Here is an 18,232-nt window from a genome sequence, read left to right on the forward strand (position 1 = left end):
TCTCTTTTCATTTTCAGCCTTAGTATTTACTGACAAAAATAGAATTCTTCAACGGTTAAAAATGAACCCAACGTCGTATCCTATTTTTCAAATTAGCCCAAACAGCAAAAAAAAGTAGATGATACTTTAAACATACAGGCAATCCCCAAAAAACATAGAGCATGAGATACTTAATAAACATTCTATTTATTGAGTACTTTTCCGGAAAAACAAATTTACGTCGCAATAGAGACGTAGCAAATTCTCTCTTTATATCTTTAGCCAACTGTTTAGAAGCAAGCACTCTATAAGCGAAATAAGTACCCATCCAAATAATATCAACTAACGCCCCTATATAAAAGGATTTTGCTGCATACAAAGAAACGAGTTCAGCCTTTAACTTCTCGATCTCCACATACTGCCGAGCAGTACGTTCAGAATATCCTTCGGTAGCAATCAGTCCTGTTATCGAAACTGGATTTATAGTATAATAAAGTGTACAAACAGATATCAGCTGACAAGAACGGGCATACATCATTACTTGATATGTAAACCAAGGATCTTCATTCAAATGATATGATATACATTGAACGTGATTTTGACGCAAAAAGTCCACCTTATATAATTTATTCCAAATAGCGACAAATATCTCCTTACCTTGCCCATAACGGTATTCTGCGACAGGATTTTCTCCACCTTCAATTATTATATCGGGGTATGAGCATCCTGGGGTTATCGTTCCAGCCAAATCTCTTCGAAGAAAAGAGGCCGCTACAAAATCAACAGGATGTTCCTGCATCTTATTGCAGAGTATTTCGATACAATCCGTAGTAATTACGTCATCACAATCCATCGTAAATAAATAATCCCCAGTTGCATTTTCGATAATTGCATTTCGAGCAGCACCTGTACCACGATTATATCCTTGATCAATAATCCGAACAGACTCAGCTCGTTCGTGTTCCGCAACAATCCGATGAACGATGTCCATACTATCTCCCTTATCATCAATAAATAAATATTCAATATATGGATACGTTTGATTGAGTGCAGACAATAATGAACGCTCTAATAAATTTCTTCCATTATAAATAGGAATTCCCAAAGTTACTTTATACATAGCATTTTATATCTTACTCAATGTTATAAAGTAGAAAGATAAAATCACTCCACTCCATGTGTTGTATGAATGAATCTCTTATTAGCCTCTTTCAACCGAAATAAATTAAAAAACATCAATAGAAACGAATAGGGAACAAAACATACTGCTCTAACCAAGCGCCATTTCCAGAAACGACGAGGGATAGCTACCACTAATGCCAATAACAACAATCCGAATATCACCCACCACTTACACGCTAACATCGGAAACCATATTGAAAAACACACAGAAAAAATAAAAGTAAAGCCTAACAATAAGACCCGTGAGAACGAAGCTTGCTGAAATAACTTATCACAAAAATCCCATTTCCGTTCACGGATAGCTGGAAGCAAATGATGAACAAACTCACCGAAGCTATAGTATTGCGCAGACAACCAACGCCTTCTCTGTTGATAGAAATTCTTAGTCTTCTGTATTTTTTCATCCAGCACATAGGTATCTGGCAAGTAATGAAAGAAAATACGATGATAAAGCAATTTCATTTCCAGAACTCTGTCGAAGCCTCCGACTGAAGTATTACTCATCATCGCTTTATAGAACAAAGAATACTCAAAAGCCATACCGGAACCTATCAGGGCTGCTGACATTCCTAAATTGACATGCCCCAGACGGAATATTGAATTATTTATTTCCTCACTAATGGCATCCAAATAAGCCATATCCGTATTCAAATTCTTTGCTACACGATGGGTCTGTACAACTTGCACTTTCGGATCTGCAAACGCATTATTTACCTCAGAAAGATACGAAGAGTTAATAATATTGTCTGCATCGATAATCAAAGCAACATCATATGAATTCTCCCCTAGATATTCAAGAGCAGTTTTCAGAGATTTAGTATTCGTACTTTTTTCAAAATCCACTTGAAGTAACTTAATAGGCAATGCACGCAATTTCTCATTCGTTGAAGACTGCATATGATCTGAAATTACAACCACATCATACTTATTACTTGGATAATTCTGCGCCAAACAAGCTTGTACAGTATCCATAATAACAGCGTCTTCTCTATATGCCGCTATCAATAAAGCAAATCGTTTGCATTCTTTCGCAGATACTGCCTTATCAGGCTTACACCGGAGCGATGCCAAACTATAAACTAATAAATACAATACGTTTATTGCAAACAATACGTATAAGATCCAATCGAGTATAAGCAGTACCTGTTCCAAAATTAAAACTTTATGTAGATAATGGCACAAATATACAAAAAATGGCTGAAATAATCACCATTTCTTAAAAAAAGAAAATATCCCATTTTCGTAATGGAACATAAAAAACTTGCAGGCTCTCATGCGACATACATATCGTCTGATTTCATTTTCATAGCACTGAATAAATGCAAATTCCAATTCTATCAATATGCTCTTTCAATGCCAAATTTTTGATATGTCCATAAACCACTATATCTACAAAATAAGGCAGAACTGTTTCATCGAAAGCAACAAGCAATGCCGACAGCACATCTTTTGAAATGGTTCCTTTTACAGCAATGTCAATATCTGATCCACGATTATAATTGCCCTTGGCGCGAGAACCGAACAAAACAGCTTCTTGCACCTCTGAAAAACGAGAAAGAACATCAATGATTCGCTTCCCGTTTATTTCACTCAATCCATATTGTTGCCACAGAATCTTATTCATCTGCTTTTTCTTTAAAAGAAACATAAAAGTCTTGAAGCAGAAAAAAATAACGCTCAAAGATATCATTCAGTACCCGAATAATAATTTCATCATCATAAATATGAGTGGTCAGATTACGGTCGGCCAATGCCTGCAACCAATCTTCTCCATTCATGATATATCCACTCTGGAAGCCTTGACGAATCGTTTCACGGGGGGAACGCACCTCAAAACCTTCTAACGTGAGATAATCCTTCAATGTTTTCCATGCCAGTTCAAATGTGTACTCATAGGTCTGAACGAGCCCGGATTGCAACAAATCATCATCAGGAGCGGATTTTACAACTTCTATGGCACGAGATAAACGTTTGAATGCCTTCTCGTAATTCTGAAAACGCTGTTTCCAACGTATATCTTGACTGCTTATTTCTTCCATACTTGCCTATCTTTGCTTTAAAGTATTCATTTGAATACAATTGCAACAAAGATACAAAAAAGAAATAAAAACCGAACAAAAGTTATAGAAAGAGAAGTATATAACAAAAAAACGAGCAAGCTCTCACGAACCTCTCGCCTCTGTAAGAAAAGCCATAGAGGCTTTTCTTTTTAAACTGCATCATTGTTACCTAAAAATCAATCTTCTTTTTACCCAAAAATCAAACTTCTAATTACCTATAAAAACAAACTTTCTCTTTTACCTTTATATACCTAATTACCTAATTTCTAAATCCAAATTTTAGCCTATGAAAAAACTATTAACGAATCTTTTTACCTAACTAATTCCTTTATTGAAAACTACAAAACTAATTTATTTAAAAGTCAAAATCATGAGCAGTTTCCCAACTGCGATACAAAGATAGGAAGATTTCCCGTGTGCGCAAACAGTAGCACAAAAAAAAGTATGTTTTATAACATTATTTTAAACTTATCCGCCATTATTCACAGTATAAACTACTTCTGGACGGATTTAAAATCATCTGTTAACGTTTTCATAAATGCAATAAGATCAGCTTCCTCTTTCGGGGTTAAACCAAGATTGCCTAACTCGTCACGATTGACCGTAGCAGGACACTCAGCCGGAGGAAACTCATCGCTTACATCACGTACATTATAAAAATGCACAATCTCTTCAAGAGTTTGGAAATAGCCATTATGTCCATAAGGAGCAGTCAAAGCAATGTTACGCAAAGTAGGTACGCGAAATTTACCGTTTTCTTCTTCCTTATTCACAATAGCACCTAATCCCAGATCTACACTATCCGAAGTCAAAAGAAAATAATCGGCAGGCACATGAAAGTGAGGATTCCCAGGATTACGAGGAATGCCAAGATTATCATAAGTATGATCTGTGAAAAGAACACGTCTGGCATATTCATCTTTATTCAATATATGACATTCAGCACACATGCCCTTATTTCCAAACAAATTCATCCCGTGCAACTCTGCCTCAGTAAAAATAGCTTTACCCTGCATCCAAGCATCATATTTAGAAGAAAAGGAGTTTACTTCCTCGGACTGCTGATAAGCAGCTAGAGCATCTGTTATATGAGCATAAATTGAATTAATATCGGACGTTTCACCATAAATGTATACCAATTCAGGATAATAGGACGCATAGAAAAGGCTCACCTGCCTGATGTTTCAATGAAGGAGAGCGGCCATCCCAAAAGAGCCCGCCCACATAAGTTTCTTCCTTTGCATCATAATGAAGCGATGGGACATACATCAGTACAAGATATAAAAAACAAACCACTGGAGTGGCACGATCTGCCAACTCCAATGGTTGTCCCCTTTAAACACCTTTAAACAAAATGAAATATCTTATTTTCTAGCTTCTGCGATATAAGCCAGAGCTTCTTTACATTTTTCTGTTACATAAGTCCAGTCTTCCGCAGCAACTTTATCATTCGGGAAGAGTTTAGATCCCATACCCACACAGAACACACCGGCTTTGATCCATGAAGTCAGGTTTTCCTGAGTAGGTTCTACCCCACCGGTCACCATCAGCTTAGACCATGGCATCGGAGCCAACAAGCCTTTTACCAGTTTTGCGCCAAGCACATCACCCGGGAAGATCTTGCAAAGATCGCATCCTGCCTCTTGTGCGAAGCCCACTTCTGAAACGCTTCCGCATCCCGGAGTATAAGCAACCAGGCGACGGTTACAAATCTTAGCGATTTCAGGGTTGAACAACGGGCCTACAACGAAATTAGCACCCAATTGCAAGTAAAGGGCAGCCGTAGCTGAATCAACGATAGAACCTACGCCCATAGCCATCTCCGGACATTCTTTCGCTGCAAATTTCACAACTTCTGCAAACACTTCGTGAGCAAAGTCACCACGGTTAGTAAATTCGAAGGCACGAACACCACCTTCATAACACGCTTTCACTACTTTTTTTGCAACTTCTGCATCTTTATGATAGAAGACGGGCACCATTCCGGTAGAGCCGATCTTATTCAATACTGCTATTTTATCAAACTTAGCCATCTTATGATTTACAATTTACAATGTACAATGTACAATTTAACCATGCGGACATTATACAGAGACATCTGTTATTATTACTTTATTACTTTATTTCTATATTCTGCTTATTGCGCATAGTGATTATAGACTTTACAATTATGCTAACCAGTTCCTTATTTTCATGATGCAAATCTTGCAGCAATTCGGGTTTCACAAGTTCAAGTTCCATTATCAACTCCAACCAATATGCAGTTTCATCAAGTTCTTCTTCTACCATTTTCAATTTATTCAGAAAATCCTTATCAGACTTTCCAATGCAAGCGGCTCTATAGTTTGCTCCGGGAGAAGTTCCTGAACGAACTACTTAGTTTCCGATAGCTCTTCCTGCCGGAGTATTAGGACGTTTATCTACCAACTTTATAACTCGTACCGCAAATACCTTTAAGCGGTTTTTCATCTCCTCTCTCGTCATTTGCCGCTATTTGTACATTGTAAATGGTAAATTGTACATGAATTTATCTCTGTACACGTCCGCTTGCATCTCCACCTGCCAATGCTTCAACTTCTTCTACCGATACCAGATTGAAGTCTCCATTGATAGTATGCTTCAAAGCAGAAGCAGCTACGGCAAATTCAAGAGCCGCACCCTGGTTAGGCTTCGTCAGCAGACCGTGGATGATACCACCGGAAAAAGAGTCACCACCACCTACACGGTCGACGATCGGATTGATATCGTAACGTTTAGATTCGTAGAATTCTTCACCGTTATAAATCATTGCCTTCCAGCCATTATGACTTGCAGAGAATGATTCACGCAAAGTAGAAATAACATATTTGAATCCGAATTCTTTAGCCATTGCCTTGAAGATGCCCTTGTAGCCTTCAGCATCAGTCTTTCCACCTTCTACATCAGCGTCGGGTTTGAAGCCCAGACAAAGCTCTGCATCTTCTTCGTTACCGATACAAACATCAACAAACTGCATCAACGGCTTCATGATGGATTGTGCTTTTTCTTTCGTCCAGAGTTTCTTACGGAAGTTGAGGTCAACCGATACCGTAACGCCATGACGTTTTGCAGCTTCGCAAGCCAATTTTGTCAGCTCGGCAGCCTTATCGGAGATAGCGGGAGTGATACCGGACCAGTGGAACCAATCGGCACCTTCCATGATTGCATCAAAATCGAAGTCAGCTGCATCTGCTTCAGCAATGGCAGAATGTGCACGGTCATAGATTACTTTGCTGGGACGCATAGAAGCACCTGTTTCAAGATAGTAGATACCTACGCGGTCGCCACCACGGGCAATGAAATCTGTTTTTACACCATATTTGCGCAGTGCGTTCACAGCTGATTGACCGATTTCGTGTTTCGGCAATTTAGTCACAAAGTAAGCGTCATGTCCATAGTTGGCACAGCTGACAGCTACATTTGCTTCACCACCACCATATACTACGTCAAATGAATCAGACTGAACAAAACGGGTATTTCCCGGAGTGGACAATCTCAACATGATCTCGCCTAATGTAACGACTTTCTTTCCCATAATCTTATTATTTTTTTAATATGTGATTAATTTATAACTTTCAATTTGTCATTTTAAGGTCAAAAACCACCTTAACAACTTGATACTATGGAGAGTAAACTAAAACAAGGTTCGTTCTTCATAGCCTTCGTGTGCGAGCACAAAGATACAACAATTTTCGTAATTACAAAAATTGTCATATATTTGTGTCGAAAATATTAAGATTATTATTGTGTGCGGACACAACAAAAAGTACAATTTACCATTTACGATGTACAAACGGGCTGAATAATCCCCTTGAAAACATAAAAAAGGAGGGAAATGTACAAAATCTGATGCACACAATAAATTGTACTTTGTAAATTGTCAAATTATAAATTGATATGGGGTCTGAAAGAATACGCATTAAAGATATCGCCAAAATGGCGGATGTATCGGTGGGAACAGTAGACCGGGTGATACACGGACGCAGCGGAGTATCGGAAGCCAGCCGGAAACGGGTGGAGGAAATTCTGAAACAGCTGGATTACCAACCCAATATGTACGCCAGCGCACTGGCATCGAACAAGAAATATACATTCTCCTGCCTGCTGCCGCAACATGAGAAAGGCGAATATTGGACTGCCGTAGAAGCCGGTATCCAAGACGCACTGGTAGCGTATTCGGACTTCAATATCTCCGTGAACCTCTCCTATTACGATCCGTTCGATTATCATTCATTCGGAGATGTTGCCCGGAATATCCTGGAACAGAAACCGGACGGGATTATGTTCGCCCCTACCGTACCGCAATATACGAAACCGTTCACAGAGGAACTGAACAAACGTTCTATACCTTATATATATATAGACTCTAATCTGAAAGATCAGCCTGCCCTCTCCTTTTTCGGACAGAATTCGCACCAGAGTGGATATTTTGCCGCACGAATGATGATGTTGCTTGCAGGCGGGGAACGGGAAATCGTAATTTTCCGCAAGATAAACGAAGGTATTGTAGGTTCTAACCAGCAAGAGCGCCGGGAAATCGGATTTCGTGAATACATGCTGAAGCATCACTCCGATTGCCGCATCTGGGAACTGAACCTGCACGCCAAGCGAGACAGTGATGACGCACAGATGCTGAACGATTTTTTCAGAAAACATCCGAACGTAAAGAATGGCATCACTTTCAATTCGAAAGTTTACATTGTCGGAGAATATTTATTGAAGCAACAAAAAACAGACTTTAAACTGATGGGATATGACTTGCTGGAACGCAACGTGAAATGCCTGATGGAAGGCAGTGTATCCTTTCTCATCGCCCAACAGCCTGAATTGCAAGGGTTCGATGGTATCAAAGCATTGTGCGACTACCTGATCTTCAAAAAGGAAGTACCAAGAGAAAACTTTATGCCGATAGACTTGCTTACGAAAGAGAATATTGAATTTTATTCAAATAAATAATAAAGTAATTATGGAAACTAAGTACCTTAAAATCAACCCTGCAGATAATGTAGCTGTCGCTATCGTGACACTGCCGGCAGGAGAAAAGCTCACGGTGGACGGGACGGAAATCACTCTGAGTGAGGAAGTGCCCGCCGGACATAAATTTGCATTGAAAGACTTTGCAGAAGGCGAAAACGTCATTAAATATGGGTACCCTATCGGTCATGCACGCACGACTAAGAAACAGGGGGATTGGATGAATGAGAATAATATCCAGACAAATTTGGCTGGATTGCTGGATTATACATACAATCCGACAAGCGTTACGCTGGATATTCCACACAAGAACCTGACATTCAAAGGTTATCGCCGTAAAAATGGCGAAGTGGGAATTCGCAACGAGGTGTGGATTATACCGACCGTAGGCTGCGTGAATGGTATCATCAACCAGCTGGCCGAAGGTCTGCGTCGGGAAACCGGCGGCAAAGGAGTGGATGCGATTATGGCATATCCTCACAACTATGGCTGCTCGCAACTGGGAGACGACCACGAAAACACTAAGAAAATCCTGCGGGACATGGTATTGCACCCCAATGCAGGTGCAGTGCTGGTAGTGGGCTTAGGCTGTGAAAACAATCAGCCGGATGTGTTCCGTGAGTTCCTGGGAGAATATGACGAAGACCGTGTAAAATTCATGGTAACGCAGAAAGTAGGCGATGAGTACGAAGAAGGTATGAAACTGTTGCGGGAGCTGTATGAAAAAGCCAGCAAGGACGAACGTGTGGATGTACCCCTGAGTGAATTGCGAGTAGGCTTAAAGTGTGGCGGATCGGATGGTTTCTCCGGTATCACAGCCAATCCGCTGTTGGGTATGTTCTCCGATTTCCTGGTGGCACAAGGTGGTACGAGCGTATTGACGGAAGTTCCGGAAATGTTCGGTGCAGAGACCATATTGATGAACCGTTGCCGCAACAAGGAATTATTTGAAGAAACTGTGAAACTGATTAACGACTTCAAGGAATACTTCCTTTCACATGGCGAACCGGTAGGTGAAAATCCGTCTCCGGGAAACAAGGCGGGCGGTATCTCAACTTTGGAGGACAAAGCCTTGGGATGCACCCAGAAATGTGGCAAAAGCTACGTGGAAGGTGTGTTGCCGTATGGTGAACGTCTGAAAGTAAAAGGATTGAATTTGTTGTCAGCTCCGGGAAATGACCTGGTGGCAGCAACAGCACTGGCCTCCTGCGGTTGCCACATGGTATTGTTCACCACAGGACGTGGCACACCATTCGGAACGTATGTGCCGACCATGAAGATTTCCACCAACTCCACTCTGGCAAAGAACAAACCGGGATGGATTGATTTCAATGCAGGAGTTATCGTGGAAAACGAGCCGATGGAAAAGACTTGCGAACGGTTTATCGATTACATTATCCAGGTGGCAAGTGGTGAATTCGTGAACAACGAGAAGAAAGGTTACAAGGAAATCGCAATCTTCAAAACGGGAGTAACGCTATAACAATTGACAATTATAGAGATAGAGGGCGGGCAAAAACTATTTTGCTCCGCTCTTTGTTTTTTATAATTTTGCAGCGAATAAATGTTTCACCACAGAGTAACACAGAGTATCATAGAGTTCTATTCTTTTGATTTCAAATTGATTAAACTCTGTGAGACTCTGTGTTACTCTGTGGTGAAGTAATTCCGTATTACAATATATATATTAAAATGACAAATACAGCGAATAAACGAAAAGGTGGATGGTGGGCATTGAGCCCGCTGGCGGTATTTTTATGCCTTTACCTGGTGACTTCATTGATTGTAAACGATTTCTATAAAGTACCCATTACGGTAGCATTCCTGTTGTCATCTTGCTATGCCATCGCACTGACGCGCGGATTGAGTCTGGAAAAGCGGGTGTATCAATTCTCGGTAGGAGCCAGCAATAAGAATATCATATTGATGATATGGATATTCATCCTTGCCGGAGCTTTTGCACAAAGCGCCAAACAGATGGGAGCAATCGACGCTACAGTAAACCTGACTCTGAGTATTCTGCCGGACAATTTATTACTGGCAGGAATTTTCATCGCTGCCTGTTTCATTTCACTTTCCATCGGCACCAGTGTGGGAACAATTGTAGCACTGACGCCCGTAGCCATCGGACTGGCGGAAAAAACCGGTATAGATCTGCCATATATGGTTGCCATTGTAGTGGGCGGTTCATTTTTCGGAGATAATCTCTCTTTTATTTCGGACACAACAATTGCATCCACCAAAACACAGGATTGTGTGATGAGGGATAAGTTCCGGGTGAACTTTATGATTGTGGTTCCGGCAGCACTGGTCGTATTATGTATCTATATATTCCAGGGATTATCAATATCAGCCCCTGCACAGACGCAAGCGATTGAATGGATAAAGGTTATCCCCTACCTCATCGTATTGGGTACGGCAGTGGCAGGTGTAAATGTAATGTTGGTTTTACTGCTGGGGATTCTCAGCACAGGCATCATAGGCATCATTACAAGCGGAACAGACATAAGCACAGCTTTCTTCGACTGGTTCGGCGCCATGGGAACAGGCATCACGGGAATGGGAGAACTTATCATCATCACTTTACTTGCGGGCGGCATGCTTGAGACCATTCGGTATAATGGAGGCATCGATTTCATAATCTCCCGCCTGACACGTCACGTAAAAGGCAAGCGAGGTGCAGAACTGAGTATCGCCGCACTCGTCAGCATTGCCAACCTATGCACCGCCAACAATACCATCGCCATCATTACCACCGGACCGATAGCCAAGGACATCGCCCAACGCTTTCATCTGGACCGCCGGAAGACAGCCAGTATCCTGGACACCTTCTCCTGCCTGATACAAGGTATCATTCCTTACGGGGCGCAACTATTGATTGCCGCCGGATTAGCGGGAATTTCTCCCATCAGCATTATCGGTAGCTTGTATTATCCGTTTACAATGGGAATATGTGCATTACTGGCAATATTAGTGAGATATCCACGGAAATATTCGTAAAAAATCTCCCATATCCAATAAAAAATGAAAATATCGAAAAAAAATATGGTAAAAGATGATGCATTATTAAAATAGAATGCGTTACTTTGTACCCGAACAATAAGAAAGTTTATTCGATTTGATTATTTCACGTATGTATTTCCTCTACATTGAGTATTTCCATCTCTGACCTAACAACTTCCAAAAACTTTGTTTATTGAATTATTAATTTATTATTTTATTTAGATTTATGAATTTGTATGTAGGTAACCTTAATTACAAGGTTAGAGAATCAGATTTGAGAGAAGTTATGGAAGAGTACGGAACAGTAGACTCAGTAAGAATCATCACTGACCGTGAAACAAGAAGATCTAAAGGATTCGCATTCATCGAAATGCCGGATTCTGCAGAAGCATCTAACGCTATCAATGCATTGAACGGTGCTGAATACGGAGGCCGTCCGATGGTAGTTAAAGAAGCATTACCGAAGAATTAATCATTCTCAGATAATACGTTATTAAAAAGAGGGATGGATTTCTAATGAAATTCATCCTTTTTTTATAGTTGATTTACTGAAAATAATAAGCAAACTCTTTGTCAATCAAAATAAAAAGTCCTACCTTTGCAGCCGCTATTACGAGATAGTAGCATAATTCAAATCATTTATTTAAAACATTATTTAAAATGGCAACAAAAATCAGATTGCAAAGACATGGACGTAAGAGCTATGCTTTTTACTCTATCGTTATTGCAGATGTAAGAGCACCACGTGATGGTAAATTTATTGAGAAGATTGGTACGTACAATCCGAACACCAATCCTGCCACAGTAGATTTGAAGTTCGACCGCGCACTTGACTGGGTTATGAAAGGTGCACAACCGACTGACACTGTTCGTAACATCTTGTCACGCGAAGGCGTTTACATGAAAAAACACCTGTTGGGTGGTGTAACTAAAGGCGCATTTGGCGAAGCTGAAGCTGAAGCTAAATTTGAAGCTTGGAAGAACAACAAACAAAGCGGTTTGGCTGCCTTGAAAGCTAAAGACGAAGAAGCTAAGAAAGCTGAAGCAAAAGCACGTCTGGAAGCCGAAAAGAAAGTGAACGCTGAGAAAGCTAAAGCATTGGCTGAAAAGAAAGCTGCTGAAGAAGCAGAAAAAGCTGCTGCCGAAGCACCTGCTGAAGAAGCAACAGAGGCTCCCGCCGAAGAAGCTCCCGCAGCCGAAGCTGCTGCTGAATAATAGTAAGCACAGCACGATTACAAAAAATGGGATTAAAACTATAAAATCCTCTCCGGTTATGCCGGAGGGGATTTTTTATTGATTATCTTTGTAGCTACATATTTTTACTTAATAATAAAAGCAATGAAAAAATTTATCTATCTGCTCGCTGTGGCCGCCATCGTTGCTGCCTGTAGCGGAAACAAAGGTTACGTGGTAACCGGAACTGTAGAGGGTGGAGCTGACGGCGACACCGTATTTTTGCAAAAAGTAGACGGAAGAAATCTTGTAAAAGTTGACTCCGCAGTTATCACAAAAGGCACATTCACCTTCAAAGGTGTACAAGATACTGCCGTAAACCGTTACGTGACTTACAGACCGGCAGGAAAAGAAGGCATATTAATGGACTTTTTCCTTGAAAACGGTAACATCAACATCAACCTGACGCGTGATAATGATTCCGCTACCGGTACGCCAAGCAATGATGCTTACCAGGAAATCAGAGCTCAACTGAACGGTCTGAACAAACAAATGATGACTATATACGAGTCTATGTCAGATACTACACTGACTGACGAACAGCGCGAAGCCAAAATGAAGGAAATGAATGACCTACAAGAAAAGTCAATGGAGATCACCAAGGCAGGTATCGCTAAGAATATCACAAACCTCGTAGGTGTTCATTTGCTGAAGAATAACTACTACTACCTTGAAGTAGATGAACTGGATCCGCTGGTACCGCAGATACCGGCTGAATTTGCAAATGATGAAGTAATCATCAAAATCAAAGAAAATGTAGAAAAGATGAAAGCAACTGCTGTAGGCCAGAAGTTTACAGATTTCGAAATGGAAACTCCTGACGGAAAACCAGTGAAGTTGTCTGACTATGTAGGTAAAGGCAAAGTGGTACTCATCGACTTCTGGGCAAGCTGGTGTGGTCCTTGTCGTCGTGAAATGCCCAATTTGGTAGAAGCTTACGCTCAATACAAAAACAAAGGTTTTGAAATCGTAGGTGTATCTTTGGATCAAAGCGGCGAAGCATGGAAAGATGCTATCCAGAAACTGAATATCACTTGGCCGCAAATGTCCGACCTGAAATACTGGAACTGCGAAGGTGCCCAACTATATGCAGTAAGCAGCATTCCTCACACTGTATTGATCGACGGTGAAGGAACCATCATCGCACGCGGGCTGCACGGTGAAGGTCTACAGGAAAAATTGGCTGAAGTATTGAAATAATCTTTGTCCGGAAAAGAATAATCACAATCGAGAATTTATTCTTATAGCATAAACTCCCTTGTTACAAATAGGTGTAGCAAGGGAGTTTTTTTGTATCTACCTACTACACAGAGTTTTCCATTTTGAACAACTTTTCAAAATCGGCTAAAACAAAAAGTTATCCACTTTGCAATCATACATTTCTAAGAATCAACTGATTAACATATTTTAGACCGACAAAAGTTTCCCAAAAACAAAAACTTATAGATAAGTTTATACCTTTGCAGTCCCAATTCTAATGGATAACTAAAAAATTAAAACGAGACCATGATACAGACTGTAATCAAAAGAGACGGACGTGTAGTAGGCTTCAATGAAGAGAAAATAGTAACTGCTATCCGTAAAGCTATGTTACATACGGATAAAGGCGAAGATTTGCAATTGATACGCCAAATCACAGATCATATATCTTTCAAGGGAAGTGCACAAATGACGGTGGAAGCCATTCAGGATGCCGTAGAAATGGAACTGATGAAGAGTAGCCGGAAAGATGTAGCACAGAAGTATATCGCTTACCGCAATCAGCGCAGCATTGCCCGTAAAGCCAAGACGCGCGACATGTTTCTGGAGATTATAGAAATAAAATCCAATGACGTGACACGGGAAAATGCAAACATGAATGCCGATACCCCGGCAGGCATGATGATGAAGTTTGCCAGTGAAACGACCAAACCCTTTGTGGATGATTATCTGCTAAGCGACGAAGTACTGGAAGCCGTAAGCGGCAATTACCTGCATATTCATGACAAGGACTACTACCCTACCAAGAGCCTGACATGTGTTCAGCATCCATTGGATCGTATTTTGACCTGCGGCTTTTCTGCCGGACACGGTGAATCCCGTCCTGCCAAACGTATTGAAACCGCAAGTATCCTGGGGTGTATCTCACTGGAAACTGCACAGAATGAAATGCATGGCGGCCAGGCTATCCCGGCATTCGACTTTTATCTGGCGCCCTACGTGCGCAACAGCTATATCGAAGAAATCAAGAATCTGGAAGAGTTGAACGGAAAGGATTATTCACATCTATATCAGAAAGAACTTACAGACTACCTGCAACAACCGCTGGATGGACTGTCTGACGAGAAACGCATTGTGCAACATGCCATTAACAAGACTGTAGCACGTGTACATCAGTCAATGGAAGCATTCATCCATAATATGAATACCATTCACTCACGCGGTGGCAACCAGGTAGTATTCAGTTCTATCAATTACGGCACGGATACATCCGCCGAAGGACGCTGCATCATCCGCGAACTTCTGAAAAGCACCTATCAAGGTGTAGGTAACGGCGAAACAGCCATATTCCCTATTCAGATATGGAAAAAGAAACGTGGTGTAAGCTATCTGCCGGAAGACCGGAACTATGACCTTTACCAGCTTGCCTGCAAAGTGACGGCCCGCCGCTTCTTCCCGAATTTCCTCAATCTGGACGCTACTTTCAACCAAAGCGAAGAGTGGAAGGCAGATGACCCGAAACGCTATCAGCACGAAGTAGCCACCATGGGATGCCGTACGCGTGTATTCGAAAACCGTTTCGGACCGAAAACTTCAATCGGACGTGGAAATATCTCTTTCTCTACCATTAATATCGTACGCCTGGCTATCGAGTGTATGAAGATAGAAGATAAAGAATTGCGTATAGCCAAATTCTTCGCAAAACTGGATGCAATGCTCGAAGTCACTGCACGCCAACTGCACGAACGTATGGAGTTCCAGAAAACCGCATTTGCCAAGCAATTCCCATTGCTGATGTCTGCTCTATGGGTAGGTTGCGAAAAACTGAAACCAAACGATACAATCGCCTCTGTTATCAATCAAGGAACGTTGGGCATAGGTTTCATAGGTTTGGCAGAATGTCTGGTTGCCCTTACCGGCAAACATCACGGAGAATCGGAAGAAGCACAAAAACTGGGAGTGAAAATAGTAACTTATATGCGCGACCGCGCCGACCAATTCTCCGATCAGTATCACCATAATTACAGTGTACTGGCTACGCCTGCCGAAGGACTATCCGGCAAATTCACAGGGGCAGACCGTAAGAAGTTCGGTGTATTGCCGGGAATTACAGACCGGGATTACTATACAAATTCCAATCACGTACCTGTGTACTACAAGTGCAGCGCCCGCCATAAGGCAGAAGTGGAAGCTCCGTATCATGAACTGACACGTGGCGGACATATTTTCTATGTAGAAATAGACGGTGATGCGACACACAATCCTGAGGTCATCATGCGTGTAGTGGACATGATGGATCAGTACAATATCGGATACGGCTCAGTAAACCATAACCGCAACCGCTGTCTGGAATGTGGATATGAAAACTCTACTCCGAACCTGGAAGCCTGTCCGAAATGCGGCAGTACGCACATCGATAAGTTACAACGTATCACCGGTTACCTGGTAGGTACTACCGACCGCTGGAACAATGCCAAACTGGCGGAACTCAACGACCGTGTCATTCATAATTAAAAATTATAAATTTAAAATTAAAGAGCTGCGCAATAACGAAGCAGCCCTTAATTTCATTCCCTCCCACCAACCTTTAATTTTTAATTCTTAATTTTTAATTGAATCATGCTTTCTATCCTCGACATTATAGAAGATACTACAGTGGACGGTCCGGGCTTCCGGACCTCCATTTATGCTGCCGGGTGCCCGAACAGATGCCCCGGTTGCCATAACCCTGAATCCTGGGATATCAACCGGGGACGCTGGATGTCGACAGACGAAATTCTGGCGAAAGTGCTTGCCGACAATTTTGCAGACGTAACATTCAGTGGCGGAGATCCGATGTACCAACCTGAGGGATTTACAGAACTGGCATGTGCCATCAAGGAAAAAAGTAGCAAGAACATCTGGTGCTATACAGGATATACTTTTGAGACTCTGCTACGCAACCCACTACAGGCCAAACTATTGCAGTATATCGATGTACTGGTAGACGGGAAATTCAAACAGGAACTACGGGATGAAAGCCTGTGCTTCCGCGGAAGCAAAAACCAACGCTTGATTGACGTACAGGCTTCATTGCAGGCAGAAGAGGTAGTGACATACAATTATAATCCCGTACCTCGCATTGCTTAATAATCAGTATGCTTGAGATGCCGCCATCATCTCAAGCTCTCCTTTCTTTCCTCCCTCCTTTCAGAAATTCCCATAATTATAACTTATTATCATTTCTTTCTTTCCTCAAAAAGCCTTACCTTTGCGGCGCTTTTCAAGAATAGATAATATTAGGATAACATTTTAAAGTATGAATTCGCCAAACGAATTAAAAGAAATTACCCGGTTTTTACTGGAGTATGCTAATCGTCTTATGGGGTCCGGCGTACACACTTCACGCGTGATACGAAACACCCGTCGCATCGGAAAGTCACTGGACGTAGACGTGAAAATGAGCCTTTTCCAAAAGACCATGGTGGTAAGTGTATGCGACATTGACAGCACGGAAGTCTACAATGAAGTAGCCATTATTCCCGCTTTCCCCATCAGTTTCGAACTGAACGCTGAACTGAGTGCGCTTAGCTGGGAAGCCTACGACAATCATTTACCTCTGGAAACACTTTGGGACAAGTATGAGAAAATAATATCACGACCGAAGATGGACCCGCTTTGTACATTGTTTCTAGTGGGTTTTGCCAATGCTTCTTTCTGCGCCCTGTTTGGTGGTGACTGGACAGCGCGTCTCATTGTATTCTCCGCAACACTCATCGGTTTCTACATTAAACAGATTATGCAGAAGAAGAAAATCAATCATTATCTTGTTTTCATTGTATCTGCATTCGTAGCTTCCATGGTTGCTTCTTCAGCGCTTACGCTGGAAACGACAGCCGAGATAGCCATTGCCACAAGTGTTCTTTATCTGGTGCCCGGCGTCCCCTTGCTGAATGGTGTCATTGATATTGTTGAGGGACATGTACTAACCGGCTGCACCCGTCTCATCCAGGCATTGTTGCTGGTATTATGTATTTCCGTAGGACTCTCCTGCACTCTTATGTTAATTAGAAACAGTTTATTATGATACTCGTTGATATACTTACGGACGGCATATTTGCCGCAGTTGCCGCCATCGGTTTCGGAGCGATTTCAGATCCTCCCTTGCGCGCTTTTCCTTCCATTGCCTTACTTGCCGCTATCGGCCATGCCCTGCGTTTTTGTCTGATGACCTATCTGGGAGTAGATATCGCTACTGCATCCCTATTTGCTTCTTTCAGTATCGGTATGGGAAGTCTTGTTTTGGGAAAACGTATCTATTGTCCCATGACTGTGCTCTACATCCCTGCATTGCTGCCTATGATTCCGGGTATGTACGCCTACAAAATAGTATTCTCACTCATCATGTTCATGCAGAATATGAAAGTACCGGAATTGCAAGAAAAGTATCTGATAGACTTATTCACGAACACAATCGTTACTTGTAGCGTCATCTTCATGTTGGCAGTGGGCGCCACTATACCGTTGTTCTTGTTTATCAAACGGGCTTTCTCCATGACAAGACACGAGAAAAATTAAAAGTTGAAAATTAAAATTTAAAAGAT

Annotated in this window: 16 protein-coding genes and 2 pseudogenes; 10 read left to right on the top strand and 8 right to left on the bottom strand. The window is 41.6% G+C overall.

Going from position 1 to position 18,232, the window contains the following annotated elements:
* Positions 1 to 55: 55 nt before the first annotated feature.
* From K429_RS0127135 to K429_RS0127170, 8 genes and pseudogenes are all read right to left on the bottom strand, one after another.
* The gene (locus tag K429_RS0127135) at positions 56 to 1,099 is read right to left on the bottom strand and encodes a glycosyltransferase family 2 protein (RefSeq protein ID WP_029328819.1); all 1,044 of its coding nucleotides are present in this window, start codon (positions 1,097 to 1,099) and stop codon (positions 56 to 58) included.
* Positions 1,100 to 1,143: 44 nt separating this feature from the next.
* Positions 1,144 to 2,313, bottom strand: a complete 1,170-nt coding sequence (locus K429_RS0127140) for a glycosyltransferase family 2 protein (RefSeq protein WP_029328820.1) — start codon at positions 2,311 to 2,313, stop codon at positions 1,144 to 1,146.
* A 151-nt stretch (positions 2,314 to 2,464) separates the two neighbouring features.
* A complete protein-coding gene (locus K429_RS0127145) occupies positions 2,465 to 2,785 on the bottom strand; it encodes a nucleotidyltransferase family protein (RefSeq protein ID WP_029328821.1) in 321 nt (106 codons plus the stop codon).
* Positions 2,778 to 3,200 carry a nucleotidyltransferase substrate binding protein gene (locus K429_RS0127150; protein WP_029328822.1) on the bottom strand — a complete coding sequence of 141 codons (423 nt, stop codon included), beginning with the start codon at positions 3,198 to 3,200 and terminating at the stop codon, positions 2,778 to 2,780. Before K429_RS0127150 ends, K429_RS0127145 begins: the two co-directional genes overlap by 8 nt.
* 515 nt (positions 3,201 to 3,715) lie before the next feature.
* Positions 3,716 to 4,487, bottom strand: a pseudogene (locus K429_RS29185) (cytochrome-c peroxidase); the annotation flags it as partial.
* Between the two features lie 98 nt (positions 4,488 to 4,585).
* Positions 4,586 to 5,254, bottom strand: a complete 669-nt coding sequence (locus K429_RS0127160) for a bifunctional 4-hydroxy-2-oxoglutarate aldolase/2-dehydro-3-deoxy-phosphogluconate aldolase (RefSeq protein ID WP_029328823.1) — start codon at positions 5,252 to 5,254, stop codon at positions 4,586 to 4,588.
* Between the two features lie 82 nt (positions 5,255 to 5,336).
* Positions 5,337 to 5,705 (bottom strand): annotated as a pseudogene (locus K429_RS29190) (four helix bundle protein).
* Between the two features lie 43 nt (positions 5,706 to 5,748).
* Entirely contained in the window at positions 5,749 to 6,774 is a 1,026-nt protein-coding gene (locus K429_RS0127170; protein WP_022210192.1) for a sugar kinase, read from the bottom strand.
* Positions 6,775 to 7,136: 362 nt separating this feature from the next.
* Here K429_RS0127170 and K429_RS0127175 point away from each other — a divergent pair, with 362 nt between their 5' ends.
* The 10 genes from K429_RS0127175 to K429_RS0127220 all read left to right on the top strand — a co-directional run bounded on the left by K429_RS0127175 (position 7,137) and on the right by K429_RS0127220 (position 18,206).
* Positions 7,137 to 8,195 (top strand): LacI family DNA-binding transcriptional regulator, encoded by a 1,059-nt coding sequence (locus K429_RS0127175; RefSeq protein WP_007213444.1) that lies wholly within the window; start codon positions 7,137 to 7,139, stop codon positions 8,193 to 8,195.
* Between the two features lie 10 nt (positions 8,196 to 8,205).
* Complete coding sequence (locus tag K429_RS0127180; RefSeq protein ID WP_022210191.1) at positions 8,206 to 9,696, top strand: UxaA family hydrolase; 1,491 nt, start codon at positions 8,206 to 8,208, stop codon at positions 9,694 to 9,696.
* A gap of 209 nt (positions 9,697 to 9,905) precedes the next feature.
* Positions 9,906 to 11,213 (top strand): Na+/H+ antiporter NhaC family protein, encoded by a 1,308-nt coding sequence (locus K429_RS0127185; protein ID WP_007213446.1) that lies wholly within the window; start codon positions 9,906 to 9,908, stop codon positions 11,211 to 11,213.
* 229 nt (positions 11,214 to 11,442) lie between these two features.
* Complete coding sequence (locus K429_RS0127190; protein ID WP_007213447.1) at positions 11,443 to 11,688, top strand: RNA-binding protein; 246 nt, start codon at positions 11,443 to 11,445, stop codon at positions 11,686 to 11,688.
* A 188-nt stretch (positions 11,689 to 11,876) separates the two neighbouring features.
* Positions 11,877 to 12,431 carry a 30S ribosomal protein S16 gene (locus K429_RS0127195; protein ID WP_007213448.1) on the top strand — a complete coding sequence of 185 codons (555 nt, stop codon included), beginning with the start codon at positions 11,877 to 11,879 and terminating at the stop codon, positions 12,429 to 12,431.
* Between the two features lie 123 nt (positions 12,432 to 12,554).
* Positions 12,555 to 13,649, top strand: coding sequence for a TlpA disulfide reductase family protein (locus K429_RS0127200; protein WP_029328824.1), 1,095 nt, complete (start codon positions 12,555 to 12,557; stop codon positions 13,647 to 13,649).
* 306 nt (positions 13,650 to 13,955) lie between these two features.
* Positions 13,956 to 16,163: an anaerobic ribonucleoside triphosphate reductase gene (locus K429_RS0127205; protein WP_007213450.1), complete on the top strand. Its 2,208-nt coding sequence runs from the start codon at positions 13,956 to 13,958 to the stop codon at positions 16,161 to 16,163.
* A 105-nt stretch (positions 16,164 to 16,268) separates the two neighbouring features.
* Positions 16,269 to 16,778, top strand: coding sequence for an anaerobic ribonucleoside-triphosphate reductase activating protein (nrdG, locus tag K429_RS0127210; protein ID WP_007213451.1), 510 nt, complete (start codon positions 16,269 to 16,271; stop codon positions 16,776 to 16,778).
* Between the two features lie 169 nt (positions 16,779 to 16,947).
* On the top strand, positions 16,948 to 17,715 hold the full coding sequence (locus K429_RS0127215; protein WP_007213453.1) for a threonine/serine exporter ThrE family protein: 768 nt from the start codon (positions 16,948 to 16,950) through the stop codon (positions 17,713 to 17,715).
* Complete coding sequence (locus K429_RS0127220) at positions 17,712 to 18,206, top strand: threonine/serine exporter family protein (protein WP_007213454.1); 495 nt, start codon at positions 17,712 to 17,714, stop codon at positions 18,204 to 18,206. The genes K429_RS0127215 and K429_RS0127220 overlap by 4 nt, the downstream gene beginning before the upstream one ends.
* Positions 18,207 to 18,232 lie beyond the last annotated feature (26 nt).

Origin of the sequence: Bacteroides sp. 14(A), assembly GCF_000526555.1 — a bacterium.
GTDB lineage: Bacteria > Bacteroidota > Bacteroidia > Bacteroidales > Bacteroidaceae > Bacteroides > Bacteroides cellulosilyticus.